This window comes from Streptomyces sp. NPDC102406 (assembly GCF_044765725.1).
Taxonomy (GTDB): domain Bacteria; phylum Actinomycetota; class Actinomycetes; order Streptomycetales; family Streptomycetaceae; genus Streptomyces.
On record NZ_JBIWKP010000001.1, the window covers coordinates 900,220 to 919,740 of the forward strand.

General features: G+C 71.3%; 13 protein-coding genes. 5 read left to right on the plus strand and 8 right to left on the minus strand.

Translation table 11 applies throughout. The annotated features are described in order from the left end of the window. Window positions 1-54: 54 nt before the first annotated feature. Window positions 55-3,390, minus strand: coding sequence for a S8 family serine peptidase (locus ACIRF8_RS04225; protein WP_404210653.1), 3,336 nt, complete (start codon window positions 3,388-3,390; stop codon window positions 55-57). 245 nt (window positions 3,391-3,635) lie between these two features. Here ACIRF8_RS04225 and ACIRF8_RS04230 point away from each other — a divergent pair, with 245 nt between their 5' ends. Beyond that, the gene (locus ACIRF8_RS04230) at window positions 3,636-4,085 is read left to right on the plus strand and encodes an NUDIX hydrolase (RefSeq protein ID WP_404210655.1); all 450 of its coding nucleotides are present in this window, start codon (window positions 3,636-3,638) and stop codon (window positions 4,083-4,085) included. Between the two features lie 239 nt (window positions 4,086-4,324). Then, a complete protein-coding gene (locus ACIRF8_RS04235; protein WP_404210657.1) occupies window positions 4,325-6,082 on the plus strand; it encodes a TIGR03767 family metallophosphoesterase in 1,758 nt (585 codons plus the stop codon). A 7-nt stretch (window positions 6,083-6,089) separates the two neighbouring features. On the opposite strand, the gene ACIRF8_RS04240 is transcribed toward ACIRF8_RS04235, so the two are convergent. Further along, window positions 6,090-7,163, minus strand: coding sequence for a hypothetical protein (locus ACIRF8_RS04240; protein ID WP_404210659.1), 1,074 nt, complete (start codon window positions 7,161-7,163; stop codon window positions 6,090-6,092). Window positions 7,164-7,336: 173 nt separating this feature from the next. Beyond that, on the minus strand, window positions 7,337-9,916 hold the full coding sequence (pepN, locus tag ACIRF8_RS04245) for an aminopeptidase N (protein WP_404210661.1): 2,580 nt from the start codon (window positions 9,914-9,916) through the stop codon (window positions 7,337-7,339). A 168-nt stretch (window positions 9,917-10,084) separates the two neighbouring features. Between pepN and ACIRF8_RS04250 the strand changes: the two genes are divergently transcribed. Next, the gene (locus ACIRF8_RS04250; RefSeq protein ID WP_404210663.1) at window positions 10,085-10,726 is read left to right on the plus strand and encodes a DsbA family protein; all 642 of its coding nucleotides are present in this window, start codon (window positions 10,085-10,087) and stop codon (window positions 10,724-10,726) included. A 128-nt stretch (window positions 10,727-10,854) separates the two neighbouring features. On the opposite strand, the gene ACIRF8_RS04255 is transcribed toward ACIRF8_RS04250, so the two are convergent. The 3 genes from ACIRF8_RS04255 to ACIRF8_RS04265 all read right to left on the minus strand — a co-directional run bounded on the left by ACIRF8_RS04255 (window position 10,855) and on the right by ACIRF8_RS04265 (window position 14,694). After that, window positions 10,855-11,505 (minus strand): superoxide dismutase, encoded by a 651-nt coding sequence (locus ACIRF8_RS04255; RefSeq protein ID WP_404210665.1) that lies wholly within the window; start codon window positions 11,503-11,505, stop codon window positions 10,855-10,857. Window positions 11,506-11,627: 122 nt separating this feature from the next. After that, window positions 11,628-13,046, minus strand: coding sequence for an amino acid permease (locus ACIRF8_RS04260; RefSeq protein WP_404210667.1), 1,419 nt, complete (start codon window positions 13,044-13,046; stop codon window positions 11,628-11,630). Window positions 13,047-13,326: 280 nt separating this feature from the next. Next, on the minus strand, window positions 13,327-14,694 hold the full coding sequence (locus ACIRF8_RS04265) for an amino acid permease (RefSeq protein WP_404210669.1): 1,368 nt from the start codon (window positions 14,692-14,694) through the stop codon (window positions 13,327-13,329). Window positions 14,695-14,979: 285 nt separating this feature from the next. On the opposite strand from ACIRF8_RS04265, the gene ACIRF8_RS04270 reads away from it, so the two are divergent. Continuing rightward, window positions 14,980-15,603 (plus strand): biotin transporter BioY, encoded by a 624-nt coding sequence (locus tag ACIRF8_RS04270; protein ID WP_404210671.1) that lies wholly within the window; start codon window positions 14,980-14,982, stop codon window positions 15,601-15,603. Between the two features lie 13 nt (window positions 15,604-15,616). Here ACIRF8_RS04270 and ACIRF8_RS04275 read toward each other — a convergent pair whose 3' ends face one another. Further along, window positions 15,617-16,966, minus strand: a complete 1,350-nt coding sequence (locus ACIRF8_RS04275) for an FAD-binding oxidoreductase (RefSeq protein WP_404210673.1) — start codon at window positions 16,964-16,966, stop codon at window positions 15,617-15,619. A gap of 36 nt (window positions 16,967-17,002) precedes the next feature. Next, the gene (locus ACIRF8_RS04280; RefSeq protein WP_404210675.1) at window positions 17,003-17,767 is read right to left on the minus strand and encodes a hypothetical protein; all 765 of its coding nucleotides are present in this window, start codon (window positions 17,765-17,767) and stop codon (window positions 17,003-17,005) included. 221 nt (window positions 17,768-17,988) lie between these two features. Here ACIRF8_RS04280 and ACIRF8_RS04285 point away from each other — a divergent pair, with 221 nt between their 5' ends. Next, on the plus strand, window positions 17,989-19,521 hold the full coding sequence (locus tag ACIRF8_RS04285; RefSeq protein ID WP_404212271.1) for a serine/threonine-protein kinase: 1,533 nt from the start codon (window positions 17,989-17,991) through the stop codon (window positions 19,519-19,521).

The window sequence follows — 19,521 nt, forward strand, 5'->3', positions numbered from 1 at the left end:
ATGAACGGGGGCGGTCGCCACCGGCGACCGCCCCCGCGCTCAAGCCACCCGCGCTTACTCGGTGACCTTCTCGATCTTCACGCTGCCGACGCCCGCGGCGACACCGCGCTCGTTCAGCAGCCGCACCTCGCCGAAGAACTCACGGCCCTGCGGCGCGGGAGCCGCGGCGACGACCTCGGCGGCCACGTCGGTGGAGGCGCCGTTGGCCAGCTTGACGGCCTTCGCCTCGTCGACCTTCACCGAGCCGAGGGCCGGCGAGAAGAAGACGTCGACGTAGTCGTACGCGGTCGAACCGGACGGCACCGAGTAGCCCGCCACCTCGATCGTGTAGGTACCGGCGGCCGGCTTCGGGATGCTGACGGCCTCCTCGGAGTCACCGTCGGCGGACGTCGCGACGACGGTGCCGGCCGCGTTCTTGACCGTCAGGTCGAGGTCGGCGGCCTGGTCGGAGACGTTGCCGATGGAGACGTTCAGCTTGTCGGAGCCCGCGGGCACCTCGACCGTCGACGTCTGCGTGGCGCCGTCCGCGATGGTCGGGCGCGCCGACTTCGACGAGCCGAGCGGGCCGCCCTGGAGCTTCCCGCCGTCGATGGCGGCGAAGGTGTTGGTCACCTTCCAGTCGACGCGGGCCGGCGTGCCGACCTTCGCCTCGGGCAGCGTCCGCACGGCCGGGTCGAAGGAGACACCCAGCACGGCGGCGTCCAGCGTGTACGGGTTGTCGAGCAGCGGCGACGTACGGCGCGACTCGACCTCGATCTCCCAGACACCGGCCTGCGGGTCCGCGTAGGAACGCAGGTCCGGGCGGCAGGTGTTGGCCGGGTTCTCGTAGTTCGGGTAGCAGCTCGGCGTCGACGTCTCGTCGACCGGGACGCCGTAGGGGTGGATCGAGATGAAGCGGGTCTGGCTCGTGGCCTTCAGCCCGCTCATCCGCACCTGGAGCGCCTTGGCGCCCTCGGGCACCGTCAGGAAGTAGGACGTGGTGCTGTTGCGCTGCACCGAGCCCTTGGCGGTGAAGGTGTACGACGGCGCGGCCAGCGGCTTGGCGACGACGACGGTCGCCATGATCTGCTGGTCGACGCCCTCGGTCTTCGGGTCGTCCACTTCCAGGACGGCGCTGCGCAGCCCGGCCGACTCCGGCCTGGCCTGCACCTTCACGGTGACGGCCTTGTTCAGCGGAAGCAGCACACGGCTGGAGCCGACGATGCGGAACGTGTCACCGGAGTTGTTCTTCAGCGACAGCTTGTGCAGCACCGGCTTGGACGAGCCCGACGTACGCGTGATGGTCACGTCGTACGTCTTCTTCTGCCCGGCCTTCAGACCGCCCTCGCGGTCGTAGATGCCGGTGCCGAAGCCCGGCGTCTTCAGCGCGTCGTCGATCGCGGTGTCGACGGGCGCCTTCACGGTGTACGTGTGCGCGCTCGCCCCGTCCTCGATCGCGTCCCACGCGTCCTCGATGTCGATGAGCCCGGAGCCCTCGGCGTACGCCTGCTCGCCCTTGATGTGGTTCGCGGTCGAGGTGAGCGCGGTGCGCAGGTCGGCCGGGGTCAGGTCGATGTGGGCGCGCTTCGCGGCGGACAGCAGCAGCGCGGAGGCGCCCGCGGCCTGCGGCGAGGCCATTGACGTGCCCTGGAGCATGGAGTAGCCGGCCGGCAGCGAGTAGCCCGCCTCGGCGACCGGCGAGCCGGGCAGCCAGGTCTGGGTCGTGTTGATCGCCGCGCCGGGCGCGGTGATGACCGGCGCGAAACCGCCGTCCTCACGCGGGCCGCGCGAGGAGAACGGCATCATCGCGTACGCCTTCTCCACCTGGGAGCCGTAGTTGGCGGCCCAGGTCTCCTTGGAGATGGAGGCGCCGACGGAGAGGACCTTGTCGGCGAGGCCGGGGTCGCCGATGGTGTTGGCGCCGGGGCCCGAGTTGCCCGCGGAGATCACGAGCTGCACGCCGTAGGTGTCGATGAGGCGCGTGTATATCGCCGCACGGGCGTTGTTGCCGTCATTCAGCGCGGGCAGGCCGCCGATCGACATGTTGACGATGTCGACGCCGCGGTTGGCGACGAGGTCGATCATGCCTTCGGTGAGCGCGACGTTGGTGCAGCCGCCGGTCCAGGTGCAGGCGCGCGAGGAGACGAGCTTGGCGCCGGGCGCGGCACCGTTCATGTTCTTGTTGCCGAACAGCGCGTTGGCGGCGGTGATGCCCGCGACGTGCGTGCCGTGCTCGGACTCGATGACGCCGATGTTGACGAAGTCGGCCTTCTTGCCGACCCAGTCGCCGCCGTACGGGTCCGTGGGGACGTCCTTGCGGATCTCCACGACGAAGGGCTGCCGCTCGACGACGTCGGTGGACGGGTCGTCCGTGCCGAACCAGCCGATCTGGTAGCCGTCCTTGTACGGCTTCATCGGGGTGTCGTCGGTGAAGTCCGCGTTGTTGTTCAGGTCGACGGTCACCGTGCCCGCGGCGGCGTCGTACAGGACGCCCCAGGTGTCGGTGGTGTCGCCGTCCCGGTTCGCGTCACCCTTGGCGTCGCCTCCGGCGGTGGCCGCCTCGGAGAAGATGTTGAACCCGTACGAGCCCGCTGCGGCCTTGTACGTACGCCCGTTGACGTTGAACGTCGGGCCGGCCACCTGGGTGCTCATCCGCCGCCAGGTGGCGTCGCTGTCGACGATCGGGTCGGTCGAGGTGACCCAGTCGACGATCTTGCGCTCGCCCGTCGTCGTCTTCTGGAGCGCGGGGTGGCCCAGGTCGACGCCGGAGTCGAGGATGCCGATGGTGACACCGCGGCCGTCGGCCCTCGGGTTGTCCTGCACGAAGTCGACGGCGCCCGTCTCGAAGGACGGGTTGTACGGGTTCTTGGCCGGCGTGTTCCTGCCGGGCCCGCTGTATGCACCGGAGGCCTTGTGCGACGCGTCCTTGGTGGTGTCCGCGGCCGGGGTCGGGTCGTCGAGCTCGATCTCCTGGCGCAGGTCGATGCCGTGCACGGAGGTGAGCTTCTCGGCGGCCTCGATGGCGGCGTCGGCCCGGCCCGTCGGCACGGTCGCCCGGACGTAGCCGAGCTTGTCGTAGGTGCGGCCCACGGAGGCGCCCTTGACGGCGTCGAGCTGCGCGGCGACCTGCTCGGTGGCGCCGGGCGCGGTGGCGACCATGAAGGTCACGTTCTTCTTGCCGTCGGCCTTCGCGTCGGCGAGGAGCTCGGCGTCGTGCGCGCCGAGTTTCGCGCCGGCGGCCTTGACGGCGGGGTCGGCGGACGGAGTGGCGTCCGCCGGGGTCGCGTCGGCGGCGAGGGCCATGGGTATCGGCCCGGCCGCGGTGAGCGCGGCCACCAGACCGGCGGCGGCCGCGAGGCGGGCCGCGCGTCTCGCGCCGGATATGGGTGCGCGCTGGGGATCGGGGGTCATCAGCATCCCTGTACGTGAAGGTGGGACAACAAGGGTGTGTTCGAAGGGCTCCGGAATTCGGTGCCGGATGACCGCTCAGCTTTACGCAAGTGACCATGGTTTGGGGAGAGTTGTCCGAGGCGGGATGAGGCCATGGCGTACTTCCGCCATACGCCATGGGGGACAGAACGCCCGCTACCGGGACGTAGTCCTGCCGGTCCTTGAACACTCCGTGGAGATCATGAACTCTCCGTTAGCGTCGGGGGATGCACAAAGAGCTGAGGGTCGCGGCGTACGCCGTGTGCGTGCGCGAGGATCAGGTCCTGCTCGCCCGCTGGGTCGCCGGTGACGGCAGCAGGCGCTGGACCCTGCCCGGCGGCGGCATGGACCACGGCGAGGACCCCTACGACACCGTCGTCCGCGAGGTCGACGAGGAGACCGGCTACGCCGTCGAGCCCGTCACCTTCCTCGGCGTCCACTCCGTCCTGCGCCGCTACCCCCGCAAGCTCGGCTCGGTCGCCGACTTCCACGGCCTGCGCCTGGTCTACGAGGCCACCGTCACCGGCGGGACCCTCCGCCACGAGCAGGGCGGCTCCACGGACATGGCGGCCTGGCACGACCTCGCCGCCGTCACCGACCTGCCCCGGGTGGAACTCGTCGACGTCGGACTGCGCCTGTGGCGCGAGCGCCCGCCCAACGGGCACGTCCTTCCCTGAGAGATGAACACGGGGTGACGGCGAGGCGGGCACGTCCCCCTTCGCACATGACAAGGCGCCCTCCCCGGCGCCGCGCGGTGATCCACGTACGGCGATCGGCGTCGCACGTTGCGTCGCCGTTCACGCCCAGGCCATCCCCGCTGCCGACGATCCAGTACGAGCGGGAAGTCCGGCCCGGCCCCCGGTGCCGTCCGGCCCGCGGTCACTGTCGACGCGTTCGCACTCGGGGAGACCGCGCCATGTCACGCACACGCTCCGTCACCAAAGCCGCCGCACTCGACCGCCGTACGCTCCTCGCCGCCACCGGCGCGGCGACCCTGACCGCCGGTCTCGGCTACGCCCTCGGACCCGGCGGCTCCACCGCCGCCGCGGGACCCGCGCCCGCCCCCCGCCTCTCCTCCCGCGAGGGCCCCGCAGCCCCGCTCACCCCCTACACACGCGGCACCACCCTCGCCTCGGTCGCCACCGCCGCGACCGGCGCCGGCTACCGCCGCCTCGGCGACGGACCGGCCTGGCCGCGCGTCGTCCGCTCCGACCTGCGGGCGCCCCGCGCGGGCCGCGAGGTCCGCCGCGCCGCGCTCGCCGCCTTCGTCCAATTCACCGACCTGCACCTCGTCGACGTACAACACCCGCTGCGCTACGAGTACCTGCGCTCCCAGACGGCCAGCGCCTGGCGCCCGCAGGAAGCGCTCTCGGTGGCCGGCGCGGTCGCCCTTGTCGAGCGGGTCAACGCGCTGCGGGGCGCCCCCGTCACCGCGTCCCCGCTGCACTTCGTCATGACGACCGGCGACAACACGGACAACAACGCCCGCTCGGAGCTCGGCTGGTTCCTGACGGCGATGAGCGGCGGACGCATCACCCCCAACACCGGCGACCCGCGCCACTACGAAGGCGTCCAGAACAGCGGGCTCCCGCTCTACTGGCACCCCGACGCGGACCTGCGCGACGCCGACAAGCGGCGCCACGGCTTCCCCCGCATCCCCGGCTTCCTCGAAGCGGCCCTCGCCGAGGTGCGCAGCCCGGGCCTGAACCTCCCCTGGTACTCGACCGTCGGCAACCACGACTCGCTGCCCGGCGGCTGCTACGCGCCCGGCGACCCGTTCTTCGCCGAGTTCGCCGTGGGCGGTCGCAAGCTGATGGAACTGCCCGCCGCCGAGGCCAAGCCGATCTGGGACAACGTGGAGCAGGGCGGCGACCCCGAGGGCGCCGCCTTCAAAGACCTCCTGACCACCCACGCCCGCGCCATGCGCTCCGTCACCCCGGACGAGTCCCGCGCCCCCTTCACCCCCGCCGAGTACGTCGCGGCCCACCTCGACCCGGCCCACACGGGCCCGGGCCCCGTCGGCCACGGCTACACGCGGGCCAACCTCGCCGAGGGCACCCAGTACTACGCGTTCCGGGTCTCGGGCGACATCCTCGGCATCAGTCTCGACACGACCGACCCCGGCGGCCACTACCAGGGCTCGATCGGCACCGGCCAACTCCGCTGGCTGGCCGCACAGTTGACGGCGGCCGAGAAGCGCGGCGACCACGTGATCGTCTTCTCGCACCACACCAGCGCCTCGATGCGCAACCTGCGCGAGGACCCCCGCAACCCCGGCGAGCGGCGCCACGGCGGTACGGAACTCGCCGCCCTCCTCGCCCGCCACCGCCCGGTCCTCGCCTGGATCAACGGCCACAGCCACAAGAACGCCATCACCCCCCACCCCGGTGAGCACGGCACCGGCGGCTACTGGGAGATCTCCACCGCCTCCCACGTCGACTTCCCCCAACTGGCGCGCATCATCGAGATCGCCGACAACCACGACGGCACGCTCTCCCTGTTCACCACCCTCATCGAGTCGTCCGCCCCGCACCGCACGGACTACACCGACCTCAGCCAGACGGGCCTCGCCGCCCTCTACCGCGAACTCTCCCGCAACGCCCCCGGCGCCCGCGCCACGCTCTCCGGCACCCCCGGCGACCGCAACACCGAACTCGTCCTGCGCAAGGGCTGACTGATCTCTAGCGGGGCAGCACCACGACGTACGCCGCGGGCTCCCGGTCGCCGGAGGCCATCAGCGCCGTGCGCACCACGGCGGCCTGCTGCTCCAGCGCCTCGCGCAGCTTCCGCGGCGTGAGGTGCACGACGGTGATGCCCAGCCGCTCCAGGTGCTCGCGCTTACCGGCGTACTCGCTCCACACCGCGAGGCCCTCATCGGTCTGCCGCGGCGTCCGGGTGTCCAGCTCCACGGCCACCGCGTGGTCGGGCCAGTACGCGTCGACACCGCCGAGGTGCGGGCCGCCGGGCAGCCGCAGGTCCACGTTCCACAGCGGGGCGGGCAGCCCGTACTCGCGCACCATCGCGAACAGCCGGTCCTCGGCGATCGCCCGCCCCTCCGCGAGCAGCGAGTCCACGGCGTCCACCACGTGCGGCCGGGACAGCAGCCGGGCCCGCGTCAACTCCCTTACCACGGAGGCGGGTTCGCAGTGCCCGCCGCGTACCGCCTCGGTCAGCAGCCGGCGTACGGCCGCCGCGTCGGAGAGCTGCCCGATCGCGTCCGCGAGGGCCCGCTCCACCGGCGCCGCCGGAACCCCCGACACCTGCACGGGCACCGGCATGGCCGTCGTGCGGACGAGCCGCGCGAACTCCGTCGACCGCAGCCGCCGGGTGCGCGGCACGAGGACGTCGACATGGTCGAGCGAGAGCAGTGGGGGAGCGGAGTCGAAGCCGTGCAGCGCGAGGGCCGCCGCCCCCGTGACCATGGCGTCCGCGTACGGCACGACGGGCACGCCGTGCGCGTCGCCGGCGGCGGGCTGCGCCGGTACACCGTCCGTCCGGGGCCGCCCGTCCCGGGGCCGGCCCGCGTACAACAACGCCGCGTGCAACCGCTCCTCGCCGGTCGGCGGCCCCGGATGGAGCAGGAACACCCCGGGCAGGACCCGCTGCCAGGGCCCGCCGGGGCGGCACTGCTCCTGCGCCGCGGCGGCGGTGACCCCGTGCGCCTTCAACTGCGCGCCGCTCATGACGCGCCGCTGGGACTCGACGAGGTGGCGGAGGGGACGGGGGGACAGGGGAGCCGGGGTGTTGTGGTTCATGTTCCGGGCATTCCCGCCCGGAACACCTCCGCTAACCGCTGTTACAGTCCCGTCGACAAAACCGGACAAGGCTGCCCTAAAGTCCGGTCCGCCGCCTGCCGAAAAGACCAGGCCGCGCAGGGGTTACGGCCGGTCCTCCACACATTCCGTAACACCCGCCCCGTCCGCCCCCGTCACCCCATCGTGGCGGCGTCGCACGCCTGTCCGCGCAGCGCCCGCGCCAGATCGTCCCTGGCCTCCAGGACGAGCCGCCGCAGCGCGGGAGCCGCCCCCTCGTGCGCCGCCAGCCACGCGTCGGTCAGCTCCAGCGTCCCGGGCGAATCCTGGAGCGAGGGGAACAGCCCCCGCACCACGTCCATGCCGATCTGGATGGACCGCTCCTCCCAGACGCGCTCGATCGCCGCGAAGTACTTCTGCGCGTACGGCGCCGTGAGCTCCCGCTGCGACGGCTGCTGGAACCCGGCGATCACCGCCTCCACCAGCGCGTTCGACAGCGCGTCGGACTCCACGACCTGCGCCCACGCCTGCGCCTTCACGGCCTGTGACGGCCGGGCCGCCAGACACCGCACCTGGTGCCGCTTGCCGGACGCGGTGTCGTCCCGCGCCAGCTCCGCGCCGAGCACGCTCTCGTCGGCCGCGCCGTACGCGGCGAGCGTGTCCAAAAACGCCCAGCGCAGCTCCTGGTCGACCGCCAGGCCGTCGATCTTCGCGGTGCCTGCCAACAGGCCCTGGAGCAACTGCAGATCGGCAGGCCCTGAGGCGACCGACGTGAAGAACCGCGCCCACGTGAGCTGGTGCTGGCTGCCGGGCTCGGCGATCCGCAGCTCCCGCAGCGCGCCCTCGGCGAGCAGCCGCCCGCCCTCCTCGCGCCACTCGGGCGCCGCGTAGTGCGTCACCGCGGACCGGGCCCACGCGTGCAGCATCTGGAGGACCCCGATGTCCGACTCGCGGCCCGCGAACCGCAGCACCAGGTCCACGAAGTCCCGGGCCGGCATGAGCGCGTCCCGCGTCAGGTTCCACAGCGCGGTCCAGCACAGCGCGCGGGCCAGCGGGTCGGACAGGTCGCCGAGCTGGTCCCGCAGCGTCGCGAGGGAGGTCTCGTCGAACCGGATCTTGCAGTACGTCAGGTCGTCGTCGTTGACGAGCACCAGCTCCGGCGCCTCGGCCCCGGCCAGCTCGGCGACCACGGTCCGCGGCCCCTCCACATCGACCTCGGCGCGCGCGTACCGTTCGAGGGCGCCCTCGGGCGTGCGCCGGTACAGGCCGACCGCGACGCGGTGCGGACGCAGCTCCGGGTGGGACTCGGCGGCCTCCTGGAGCACGGCCAGCTCGGTGATCCGGCCCTCGGCGTTCAGCAGGGTCTGCGGGGTGAGGGAGTTGACGCCGGCCGTCTGGAGCCAGGACCGCGACCACGTCGCCATGTCGCGCCCGCTGGTCTCCTCCAGGACCGACAGCAGATCACCGAGGCGCGTGTTGCCGTACGCGTGCCGCTTGAAGTAGCGGCGCGCGCCCTCCAGGAACGCGTCCCGTCCCACGTAGGCGACGAGCTGCTTGAGGACGCTCGCGCCCTTGGCGTAGGTGATGCCGTCGAAGTTGAGCTTCGCGTCCTCCAGGTCCCGGATGTCGGCGGTGATCGGGTGCGTGCTCGGGAGCTGGTCGGCGCGGTACGCCCACGACTTGCGGTTGTTGGCGAAGGTGATCCACCCGTTGGTGAACCGCGTCGCCTCCACCATCGAGAAGGCGCCCATGAAGTCCGCGAAGGACTCCTTCAGCCACAGGTCGTCCCACCACCGCATGGTCACGAGGTCGCCGAACCACATGTGGGCCATCTCGTGCAGGATCACGTTGGCCCGGCGCTCGTACGACGCCTGCGTGACCTTGCCGCGGAAGATGAACTCCTCGCGGAACGTGACCATGCCCGGGTTCTCCATGGCGCCGAGGTTGTACTCGGGCACGAACGCCTGGTCGTACTTGCCGAAGGGGTACGGGTAGTCGAAGTGCTCGTGGAAGAAGTCGAGCCCCTGCTTGGTGACGAGGAAGACGTCGTCGGCGTCGAAGTACGGCGCGAGACCCTTGCGGCACATGGCGCCCAGCGGCACGACGAGCTTGGTCCCGTCCTCCAGGACCCGCTCGTAGCTGTCGGTCACATAGTGGTACGGGCCGGCCACGACGGCGGTGATGTACGTCGAGATCGGCTTGGTCTCCGCGAACTGCCAGACACCGTCGGCCAGTTCGCCGACGCCGTTCGACCAGACCGTCCAGCCCTCGGGCGCCTGCGCGCTGAACCGGTAGGGCGCCTTCAGGTCGGGCTGCTCGAAGTTGGCGAAGACACGCCGCGCGTCGGCGGGCTCGTACTGCGTGTAGAGGTAGACCTCGCCGTCCTCCGGGTCGACGAAGCGGTGCATGCCCTCGCCCGTACGCGAGTACGCGCACTGGGCGTCGACCACCAGCTCGTTGTCCTCGGCCAGACCCTCCAGGTGGATGCGGCTGCCGTCGAACACGGCGGCCGGGTCCAGGTCCTCGCCGTTCAGGGACACCGACGTCACCGACGGCGCGATCAGGTCGACGAAGGTCGAGGTCCCCGGCTCGTTCGCCCGGAACCGGATCGTGGTCACGGAGCGGAATGTGCGCGGGCCCTCGCCGGCCGTCTCACCGACCGCCGAACGCAGGTCGAGCGCGACGTCGTACCCCTCGACGGACAGCAGACCCGCCCGCTCGCGGGCCTCGTCGCGGGACAGATTCTCTCCGGGCACGGCGGCACTCCTTCGTGACGTTCTCATAGGGCGTCCTCCCGGCCCTCGTGAGGCCCGTCGAACGCCTACGATCCTCGCACGCGCCCCCTGCGGCGGACATCCGGGAATGCGCGCGACGCGGCTCGCGTTGCCGCAGGCGAGACCACCCGGTGACTTCCGAGGAGAGCTATGTCCACTGTGGACGAGAAGACCCCCGTCGACTTCTGGTTCGACCCGCTCTGCCCCTGGGCCTGGATGACGTCGCGCTGGGTCCTGGAGGTCGAGAAGGTCCGCGACATCAAGGTCCGCTGGCACCTGATGAGCCTCGCCGTGCTGAACGAGCCGCGCCTGGACGAGCTCCCCGAGGAGTACCAGGAGATGATGCGCACCCAGGCCTGGGGCCCGGTCCGCGTCGTCATCGCCGCGCAGCAGGAGCACGGCGCCGAGGTCCTCGGTGACCTGTACACGGCGCTCGGCACCCGTATCCACAACCGCGGCGAGGGCCCCACGAAGGAGGCCGTCGCCGGCGCCCTGGAGGAGGTGGGCCTGCCCGCCTCCCTCCTCGACCACTGGGACAAGACGCCCTACGAGGCCGAGCTGCGCGCCTCCCACAAGGAGGGCATCGACCTGGTCGGCCAGGACGTCGGCACCCCGGTCATCGCGGTCCCCGGCGCGGACGGCGACCAGATCGCGTTCTTCGGCCCGGTCGTCACCCCCGCCCCCAAGGGCGAGGAGGCGGCGAAGCTGTGGGACGGCACGCTGCTCGTCGCCTCGGTCCCGGGCTTCTACGAGATCAAGCGGACGCGTACGCAGGGCCCGATCTTCGACTGACGTCGTACCGACAGAGCCGACAGAGCCGACAGACCCCCGTGAGTCACGTCCTCACGGGGGTCTGTCGTCCTTCCGCCCGCCCGCGCGAAGGCTGAGAAGACGATCACGAGGCGGGACGCTTCAGAGGGTCAGGGCGCGAGCAGCAAGGCGTTCACGCGCTCCTTCGCGGCGGCGTACCGCTTGGCCACGTCCTGCCAGTTGACGACCTGCCACATGGCCTCGATGAAGTCGACCTTCTGGTTCTTGTACTGGAGGTAGAAGGCGTGCTCCCAGGCGTCGAAGACCAGGACGGGCGTGGAGCCCTGGCCGACGTTGCCCTGATGGTCGTAGACCTGCTCGACGATGAGGCGGCCGCTGAGCGGCTCGTAGGCGAGGACGCCCCAGCCGGAACCCTGCGTGGTCGCCGCCGCCTTGGTGAGCTGGGTCTTGAACTTGGCGAAGGAGCCGAACGACTCGGTGATCGCGTCGGCCAGGTCACCGACCCCGTCGGCGGCGAGCGGCTCGCCGCCGCCACCGTCCTTGGGGCTGTTCATGTTGTGCCAGTAGATGCTGTGCAGGATGTGCCCGGAGAGGTGGAAGGCCAGGTTCTTCTCCAGGCCGTTGATGGCGCCCCACGCCTCCTTGTCGCGCGCCTCCGCGAGCTGTTCGAGGGTGTCGTTCGCGCCCTTCACGTACGCCGCGTGGTGCTTGTCGTGATGCAGCTCGATGATCTGCGGGTTGATGACCGGTTCGAGCGCCGCGTAGTCGTACGGAAGTTCAGGAAGCGTGTACGTGGCCATGTCTCTCCGTGCCCTCCGACTGCTTATTGCAAGTTATTCGCAAGTGCAGGCTAACAGCAAGAGCGCATGAGTAAACCCCCGGAGCGAAGGCTCCGGGGGGTGTGTCGGGCGAGGGGGCGCGGCTACTTCTTCTCGGCCGCCCGCTGGCGCACGTAGCCGACGATCGCGAGCACGAGCGTCAGGCCGCCCGTGTAGAGGAGCTGCACGCGCGTGTCGTGCTCACGGGCCATCAGCACGAAGACGACGACCATCGCGAGGAGCGCCGCGACCGTCAGGTACGGGTACGCCCACATCTTCACGACCAGCTTCTCCGGTGCCTCGCGCTCCAGCTTGCGGCGCAGGATGAGCTGCGAGAACGCGATGAAGAACCAGACGACGAGGATGATCGCGCCGATGGTGTTGAGCAGCCAGGCGAAGACGTCGTCCGGGCGCCAGTAGCTGAGCAGGACGCAGACGAAGCCGAAGGACGCCGACAGCAGGACGGCGACGCGCGGCACCCCGCCCGAGATCCGGCCGACCGCCTTCGGCCCCATGCCGCGCGCGACCAGCGAACCGGCCATGCGCGAGGAGCCGTAGATGTTGGCGTTCATGGCGGACAGGAGCGCGACCAGGACGACCACGTTCATGATCTGGCCGGCGCCCGGGATGCCCAGGTGGTCGAGGGTCGCGACGTAGGGGCCCTTGGTCGGGATCTCCTTCGCGGTCCACGGCAGGAGGACCACGACGACCGCCATCGAGCCGACGTAGAACAGGGCGATGCGCCACATCGCCGTACGGACCGCCTTGGCGACACCCTCCACCGGGTGCTCGGACTCCGCGGCGGCGATCGTGACCGTCTCCAGACCGCCGTACGCGAACACGGAGGCGAGCAGGCCGACGATCAGGCCGTCCGTGCCGTTGGGCATGAAGCCGCCGTGGCCGGTGAGGTTGGACATGCCGGGGGCGTCGACGTCCGGCAGGGCGCCGCAGATGGCCAGCACGCCGATGACGAGGAAGAGCACGATCGCGCCGACCTTGAGCGTCGCGAACCAGAACTCGAACTCGCCGAAGTTCTTCACGGCCGCCAGGTTCGTGCCGGTGAACACCAGCATGAACAGGGCCACCCAGGCCCACTCCGGCACGCCCGGCACCCAGCCGTGCACGATGCCCGCGGCGCCGATGCCCTCCAGGCCCACCGCCACGCACAGCAGGAACCAGAACGCCCAGCCCGCCGTGAACCCGGCCCACGGGCCGATCGCCCGCTCCGAGTGGACCGAGAACGAACCGGACGCGGGGTACGCCGCCGCCATCTCGCCGAGCATGCGCATCACGAGCATCACGAGGGCGCCCGATATGGCGTAGGCGAGGATGATCGAGGGACCGGCGGCAGCGATGGCGGTGCCGGAGCCGACGAAGAGGCCGGCGCCGATCACACCACCGAGTGCGATCATGGAAAGATGGCGCTGCTTCAGACCGGGCGAGAGCGACGACGCGTCGACGGGCGGGCCGCCGGGCGACGCGGCCGTCTCCTGGATGGGTGGCTGCGCGGACGTCCGAGACATGGATTTGCCCTGTTCGGTAGCTGAGACGGGAAGAGAGCGTCGACCTCGTGAGGCCCACATAAAACGGCCCACAGTCTGAGCGGACGCACCGCTCAGTGGGAATACGTTTCCGTTATACGGACACGAAGCTCACACGTTGCGATACGGACGTCGACGTTCTGTGAACGTTGATGCTCTGTGACGGCTCAGGTGCCGTCAAGAACCGGGCTTCCGATGGCCTCTATGGGCCACCTTCCGTGAAGACCGGATGTCCCCTGTGGGCCACACCCCCGGCGACGGATCAGGCACGCCGCGCGCGCACCTCGCGCACCCCCGCGACCACGAGCACCGCCGCCGTCGCCCCGGTCGACCAGAGCAACTGCGGCCGGGCCGTGTCGTCGGCCAGCATCAGCCCGAACACCACCGCCATCGCGGCCAGCGCCGCCCAGGTCAGCCACGGGAACGCCCACATCTTCAAGCGGAGCCGCTCGGGCGCCTCGGCCTCCAGACGCCGCCGCAGCCGCAGTTGGGACGCCGCGATCAGCGCCCACACGAACAGCAGCACGGCGCCGACCGAGTTGAGCATGTAGAGGAAGACCGTGTCCGGCCACTCCAGATTGAGCAGGACGGAGACGAAGCCGAACGCCACCGACGCGAGCACCGCCCGGCGCGGCACCCCGCCGGCCACCTTGAGGAGCGCCCTCGGCGCCTCGTCGCGCTCGGCGAGCGAGAACACCATGCGGGACGAGCCGTAGAGGTTGGCGTTCAGGGCCGACAGCAGCGCCACGAAGACCACGACGTTCATGATCTGGCCCGCCGACGGGACACCGAGCGAGTCCAGGACGGTGACGTACGGGCTGATGCCCGCCTTCTGCACCGTCCAGGGCAGCACCGTCACGATCACCAGCATCGAACCCACGTAGAAGAAGAGGATCCGGAACACGGCGCTGCGCACCGCCCGCGCCACCGAGCGCACCGGGTCGTCGGACTCCGCCGCGGCGATCGTGACGACCTCCAGGCCACCGAAGGCGAAGACGACCGCCAGTACCCCGGAGACGACGCCCTGCCAGCCCCGCGGCAGGAACCCGCCGTCACCGGTGAGATGGGTGAGGCCGACCGGGTCCGTGTCGGGCAGCACCCCGAAGATCGCCAGCGTGCCGATGACGAGGAAGAGCACGATCGCGCCGACCTTGAGCGTCGCGAACCAGAACTCGAACTCGCCGAAGTTCTTCACGGCCGCCAGGTTCGTCGCCGTGAAGACCACCATGAACAGCAGCACCCACGCCCACTGCGGCACGCCCGGCACCCAGCCGTGCGCGATCTGCGCGGCGCCCGTCGCCTCGACGGCCAGCACGACCACGAGCATGAACCAGTACAGCCACCCCACGCTGAACCCGGCCCACCGCCCGAGCGCCCGCTCCGCGTGCACCGAGAACGAGCCGGACACGGGCATCGCCGCCGACATCTCCCCGAGCATCCGCATCACCGACATCGCGAGCGCGCCCGCGATCAGATACGAGACGACGATCCCCGGACCGGCGACCGCGATCCCGGCCCCCGATCCGACGAACAGCCCCGCGCCGATGACGCCGCCGAGGCCGAGCATGGTCAGATGGCGCTGCTTGAGGCCGCCCGAGAGGGGTTCGTCGGTGGGGACGCGGTCGTGCATAGGGGTTCAGCCGGCTCTCGGGACTCACAGGTGGATTGGCGGGAACCTACAGTCTCCCCGCCGGGCGCCCCACACCGCAAAACGGCTCCGGACAGCCGACTCGTCAGTGAGAAGCATCACCCCCCGCGCGGTGTACAGACGCCTCTTTGTACGGAGCCCACCAACTCCCGGCCCCCGCCTTTGTCGAGCGGTGACCGTGATCGGCTCAGTCGCCCTGGGATAACGTCACGGAGTCCCACCCTGCCCGACCTCACGGTCCTCAAGAACCCAGAACCCGGAGTCCCCATGAGTACCGCCGCAGCAGTCGCCCGTCCGGGCAAGGTCCTGGCCGACCTCCTCCCCGCCTCCCGCACCAGGGCCGCCGTGGTCGCCAAGAGCGCGGCGCTGGTCGTCGGCGGCGCCGCCCTCACCGGCATCGCCGCGCAGATAGCCGTCCCCGTGCCGGGCTCCCCGGTGCCCGTCACCGGCCAGACCTTCGCCGCGCTCCTCGTCGGCACCGCGCTCGGCGCCCGCCGCGGCTTCCTCTCGATCGCCCTGTACGCGCTCGCGGGCATGGCCGGCCTGCCGTGGTTCGCCGAGGGCGGCTCCGGCTACGCGATGCCCTCGTTCGGCTACGTGCTCGGCATGCTGCTCGCCGCGACCGTCATGGGGTCCCTGGCCCGCCGCGGCGGGGACCGCTCCGCGCTGCGCACCGCCGGGATCATGCTGCTCGGCGAGGCGATCATCTACGCGGTCGGCGTCCCCTACCTGGCGCTGTCCACCGGCATGAGCCTGACGGCGGCGATCGCGGCGGGCCTCACCCCGTTCCTGCTCGGTGACGCCCTGAAGGCGGCCCTGGCGATGGGCGCGCTGCCCACCGCCTGGAAGTTCGCCGACAAGGCCGACACGGCCGACACGGCCGACAAGTAGGACCGGCCGGGCTTCAGCGCAGGTTGTAGTTCCTCCGGAAGAGGTTCGCCGGGTCGTACGCGGCCTTCAGATCGGCGAGCCTCTTTCGGGTACCTGCGTCGTACAGCCCCTCCGGGCGGTCCCCGCCGCCGAAGGCGAAGTTCAGGGAACGCCCGAGGGTGTGCCCGGCCACGGCGGCGAACGCGCGCCCCTGATGCGCCCGCGCGGCCTCCTTGGACGAGCCGTCGAGCGGCGAGAGGATCCGCACCAGCCATCCGGCGTCCCGGTAGGGGACCGCGTTGGGCGCGGGCCGCGACAGGGCGCCGCCCAGATGGTTGAGCTGGACCACGTGCATCGCGTCGGCGGCGGGCCCGCACCGCGCGAACAGTCCGGTGACGGCCGCGACGTCCAGCTCGTCCAGGAACACACTGTCCCCGTAGTAGGCGTGCGGGAACTCCGGGTCGTTGTGGATCGACGGGCTCTCGCCGTACGGCATCTCGCGCAGGGTGTCCGTGACGGCGGGACCGAGCGCGGCGCGCAGCGGCGCCACGAGACGCTCGCCCTCCTCGGCACTGCCGGTGGACGCGATCCGCACCGAGACCACGTACTGGCCGCGCAGATGCGGCGGCAGCATCGGCAGGTCCGGGTAGACGAGCGCGGCGAGCGACGAGGTGAGCGTGGCCGGGACGGTCGCCGTCCACCGCGCGTAGGCGCGCAGGATGTCCGCGGGGTCGGTGGCCCGTCCGTCGTACGCGAGGAAACCGCCGTACAGCCGGGTCACCGGTACGAGACCCATCTCCAGGGCGGTCACCACGCCGAGGTTGGCGCCGCCGCCGAGCAGACCCCCAAACAGGCCGGGGTCGCTGTCGGCGGTGACGTGGCGGGACGCGCCGTCGGCGGTCACCACGTCGACGGCGGTGACGTGGTCGGCGGCGTAGCCGAACTCCCTAGCCAGGACGGGCAGCCCGCCGCCGAGGACGTAGCCGACGACGCCGACGCCGGGCGCCGACCCGTTGAGCGGGGCGAGGCCGTGCTCGGTGGCCGCCGCGGCGACGGCGCCCCAGCGGGCTCCGGCGCCGACCCGCGCGGTGCGGGCCACCGGGTCGACGGTGACCTCGTCCATCCGGCGCGTACTGATGAGGACCCCGCCCTCGGCGTCGCCCGGCAGGCCGTGGCCGGTGGCCTGGACGCCGACCGGGAGCCCCCCGGCCGCCGCGTGGCGCACGGCGGCCACCACGTCCTCCGGTCCGGCCGCCGCGTAGATCGCGTCGGGCCGGTGGGTGAACCCGGTCTGGAATCCGGCGAGTTCGTCGTCGTAACCGGCGTCGCCCGGCCGGAGGACGGCGGGAGACGTGCTGACGGAGATGTCGTTGCGCGGTGTCATGGGTCGTACTGTCCCCGCAAAACCTGACAGGTGCCGTCAGCTTTTCCGTGTGCGTTCCGCCGATGTGCGCGTCGCCCACCACAGGCCCGCCGCGCCCGCGGCGAGCAGCGCGGCCCCCGCCGTGCCGAGCGGCAGCACGTCGTCCCCGACACCGGTCGACGGCAGGTCCTTCCGGTCGTCGCCCTGATCGTCGCCCTGGTCGCTCGCGGGCGTCGCGGGCTTGTTCTCCGTGCCGAGCAGCAGCGGTGTCACGGGCGCGTTCGGCGAGGGACTGGTCGTGCCGAACGGCACCGGCCCCTGCTGCCACAACGTCTTCTTCCCGTCCCCGGTCGTCACCGGCAGACAGATCTTCCCGGTCCTGGTGAGATCGAACGTGGCGAGAATCTTGTACGTCCGTGATTTCCCGGCCGCCAGATCGGCTGTCCCGCAGGTGAATCCGCTGTTCGAACCCTTCGGCAGATCGGCCGTGCCGATGGCCGTGCAGCCCGGCACATCCTTGATCACCATTCCGTCGAAACCGACGACGAGGAGATTGATCTTCCCGCTTCCTTTGCTGCCCTGATTGCTCACGCTGGCGACGAGATCATTCGTTTCCCTGGTCTTGTTGTCGACCGAGATCTTCTCGGAGAGCCCCGTGGTCAGTTTCACGCCCGAGGGCGCCGCGCTCATGGCCTTGCCGCCCTTGTCGCTGCCCGGACCTGGGCCGTCGTCCGCGGTGGCCGTGAAAGGCAGGACCATGACGGTCGAGATCGTCGCGGTAAGCAGTGAAGCAGCGATTTTGGCCTGACGCCTTGAACTCATGTTCGTCCCCCTAGGTGTTTCCCGTGCATCCCCGCCCGCGTCCGAATTCGCAGTACTTGAAGAGGTACCACAAGATTTCTCCGCACTATGCTGGGACGGCGTGAAGTGTCGATTATGTGTTTCGGGGGTGCAGTCGATTGCCAGGGAATGTCAGCGGAGGCGTACGGGGATTAGTGGTGGCAGCGCGCTACCGCTTGGACGCACATATAGGCCAGGGCGGCATGGGGCGCGTGTGGCGCGCGGTCGACGAAATGCTGGACCGGCCCGTCGCCGTCAAGGAGATGCGCATTGACGGCCTCGACCCCGAGGACGCCCGCACCCGCCGCGAGCGCACCCTGCGCGAGGCCCGCGCGACCGCCCGGATCGACCATCCCAACGTGGTGCGCGTGTACGACGTGGTCGACGAGGGCGAACGCCTGTGGATCGTCATGGAACTGGTCGACGGCCGCTCTTTGGAGCAGATCCTCGTCGCGGACGGCCCGCTCGGCGTGGCACCGGTCGCCGAGATCGGCCGGGGTCTCGCCGAGGCGCTGCGCCCCGTGCACGCCGGCGGTGTCCTGCACCGCGACATCAAACCCGGCAACGTCATGCTGGAACGGTCGGGGCGGCGCCGCGTCATGCTCACCGACTTCGGCATCGCCGCGATCCAGGACGCCACGGCGCTCACCATGGTCGGCATGCTCATCGGCTCGCCCGACTACATGGCGCCCGAGCGGATCTCCGGCCACCCGCAGGGGCCGCCCTCCGACCTGTGGTCCCTGGGGACGACGCTGTGCGCGGCGCTCGGCGGCCGTTCCCCGTTCAGCCGCGACACGACCCTGGCGACCCTGCACGCCGTCCTGTACGAGGAACCCCGACTGCCGCCGGAGGCGGGCTGGTTGGGGCCGCTCCTGGCCCGTCTCCTGGCGAAGGAACCGGAGGACCGCCCCGACCTCGAAGAGGTCCTGCGCGCCCTCACCCCGCCGGCCCCCGCCGCCGCGACCCTCGACATCGGCCTGCGCCGCCCGGCCGGCCCACCGCCGACACCGACCCTGACGGGGGCGCCGAGCGGCCCACCGCCCGCAACCGTGCCCGAACCGGCGCCCGAACCGGCGCCCGAGCCCGGCGCGCGGCCGAGCCGCCGCCGGGGCGCCCTGATCGCCGCGGGCGGGGCACTGACCGCGGGCGTCGCCGTGGCCCTCGTCCTCACCCTCCCGGGCGGCGGCTCCTCCGGGGACGGGGCGGGGGCCCGTGGTGGCACCTCGACGGCCACGTCCCGGCCGCCCACCGTCGAGGGCACCTCGCGCCCGCCCGCGACACCCCGGTCGCTGCCGCCCGGCTCACGCCGCGAGGCCGGGTACGCGTGGGCGCCGCCCAGCGGCTGGAACCGCGTGGTGAAGACGGCGTCCGAGGTGCACTACACCTCCCCGGACGGCACCCAGGAACTGGTGGCCCAGTCGGCGCTGGCCAAGGACGACCTCCTCGCCACCTGGAAGAAGGCGGAACTCGACGCCCACCAGGGCCAGGACTACGAGAAGATCCGCCTCGAACGCACCACCTTCCGGGGCCGCCCCGCCGTCGTCTGGGAGTACCTGTTCACGCTCAAGGGCGAGCGCTGGCACGCGGAACTCCTCGGCTTCGAGCAGGGCGCGCAGTCCTACCAGATCGGCACCTGGTACCAGCCCCGGGCGGAGGACGGGGCCCGTACGACGTACGAGAGGGTGAAGAACACGTTCACCGTGCTGGGCCCCGCCTCCGGAAGTGACACCTCGTAG

Excerpts from the sequence above, each read along its gene's own strand:
- ACIRF8_RS04225 (WP_404210653.1), bottom strand. The coding sequence starts at position 3,390 with ATGACCCCCGATCCCCAGCGCGCACCCATATCCGGCGCGAGACGCGCG.
- ACIRF8_RS04230 (WP_404210655.1), top strand. The coding sequence starts at position 3,636 with ATGCACAAAGAGCTGAGGGTCGCGGCGTACGCCGTGTGCGTGCGCGAG.
- ACIRF8_RS04235 (WP_404210657.1), top strand. The coding sequence starts at position 4,325 with ATGTCACGCACACGCTCCGTCACCAAAGCCGCCGCACTCGACCGCCGT.
- ACIRF8_RS04240 (WP_404210659.1), bottom strand. The coding sequence starts at position 7,163 with ATGAACCACAACACCCCGGCTCCCCTGTCCCCCCGTCCCCTCCGCCAC.
- ACIRF8_RS04250 (WP_404210663.1), top strand. The coding sequence starts at position 10,085 with ATGTCCACTGTGGACGAGAAGACCCCCGTCGACTTCTGGTTCGACCCG.
- ACIRF8_RS04255 (WP_404210665.1), bottom strand. The coding sequence starts at position 11,505 with ATGGCCACGTACACGCTTCCTGAACTTCCGTACGACTACGCGGCGCTC.
- ACIRF8_RS04260 (WP_404210667.1), bottom strand. The coding sequence starts at position 13,046 with ATGTCTCGGACGTCCGCGCAGCCACCCATCCAGGAGACGGCCGCGTCG.
- ACIRF8_RS04265 (WP_404210669.1), bottom strand. The coding sequence starts at position 14,694 with ATGCACGACCGCGTCCCCACCGACGAACCCCTCTCGGGCGGCCTCAAG.
- ACIRF8_RS04270 (WP_404210671.1), top strand. The coding sequence starts at position 14,980 with ATGAGTACCGCCGCAGCAGTCGCCCGTCCGGGCAAGGTCCTGGCCGAC.
- ACIRF8_RS04275 (WP_404210673.1), bottom strand. The coding sequence starts at position 16,966 with ATGACACCGCGCAACGACATCTCCGTCAGCACGTCTCCCGCCGTCCTC.
- ACIRF8_RS04280 (WP_404210675.1), bottom strand. The coding sequence starts at position 17,767 with ATGAGTTCAAGGCGTCAGGCCAAAATCGCTGCTTCACTGCTTACCGCG.
- ACIRF8_RS04285 (WP_404212271.1), top strand. The coding sequence starts at position 17,989 with ATGGGGCGCGTGTGGCGCGCGGTCGACGAAATGCTGGACCGGCCCGTC.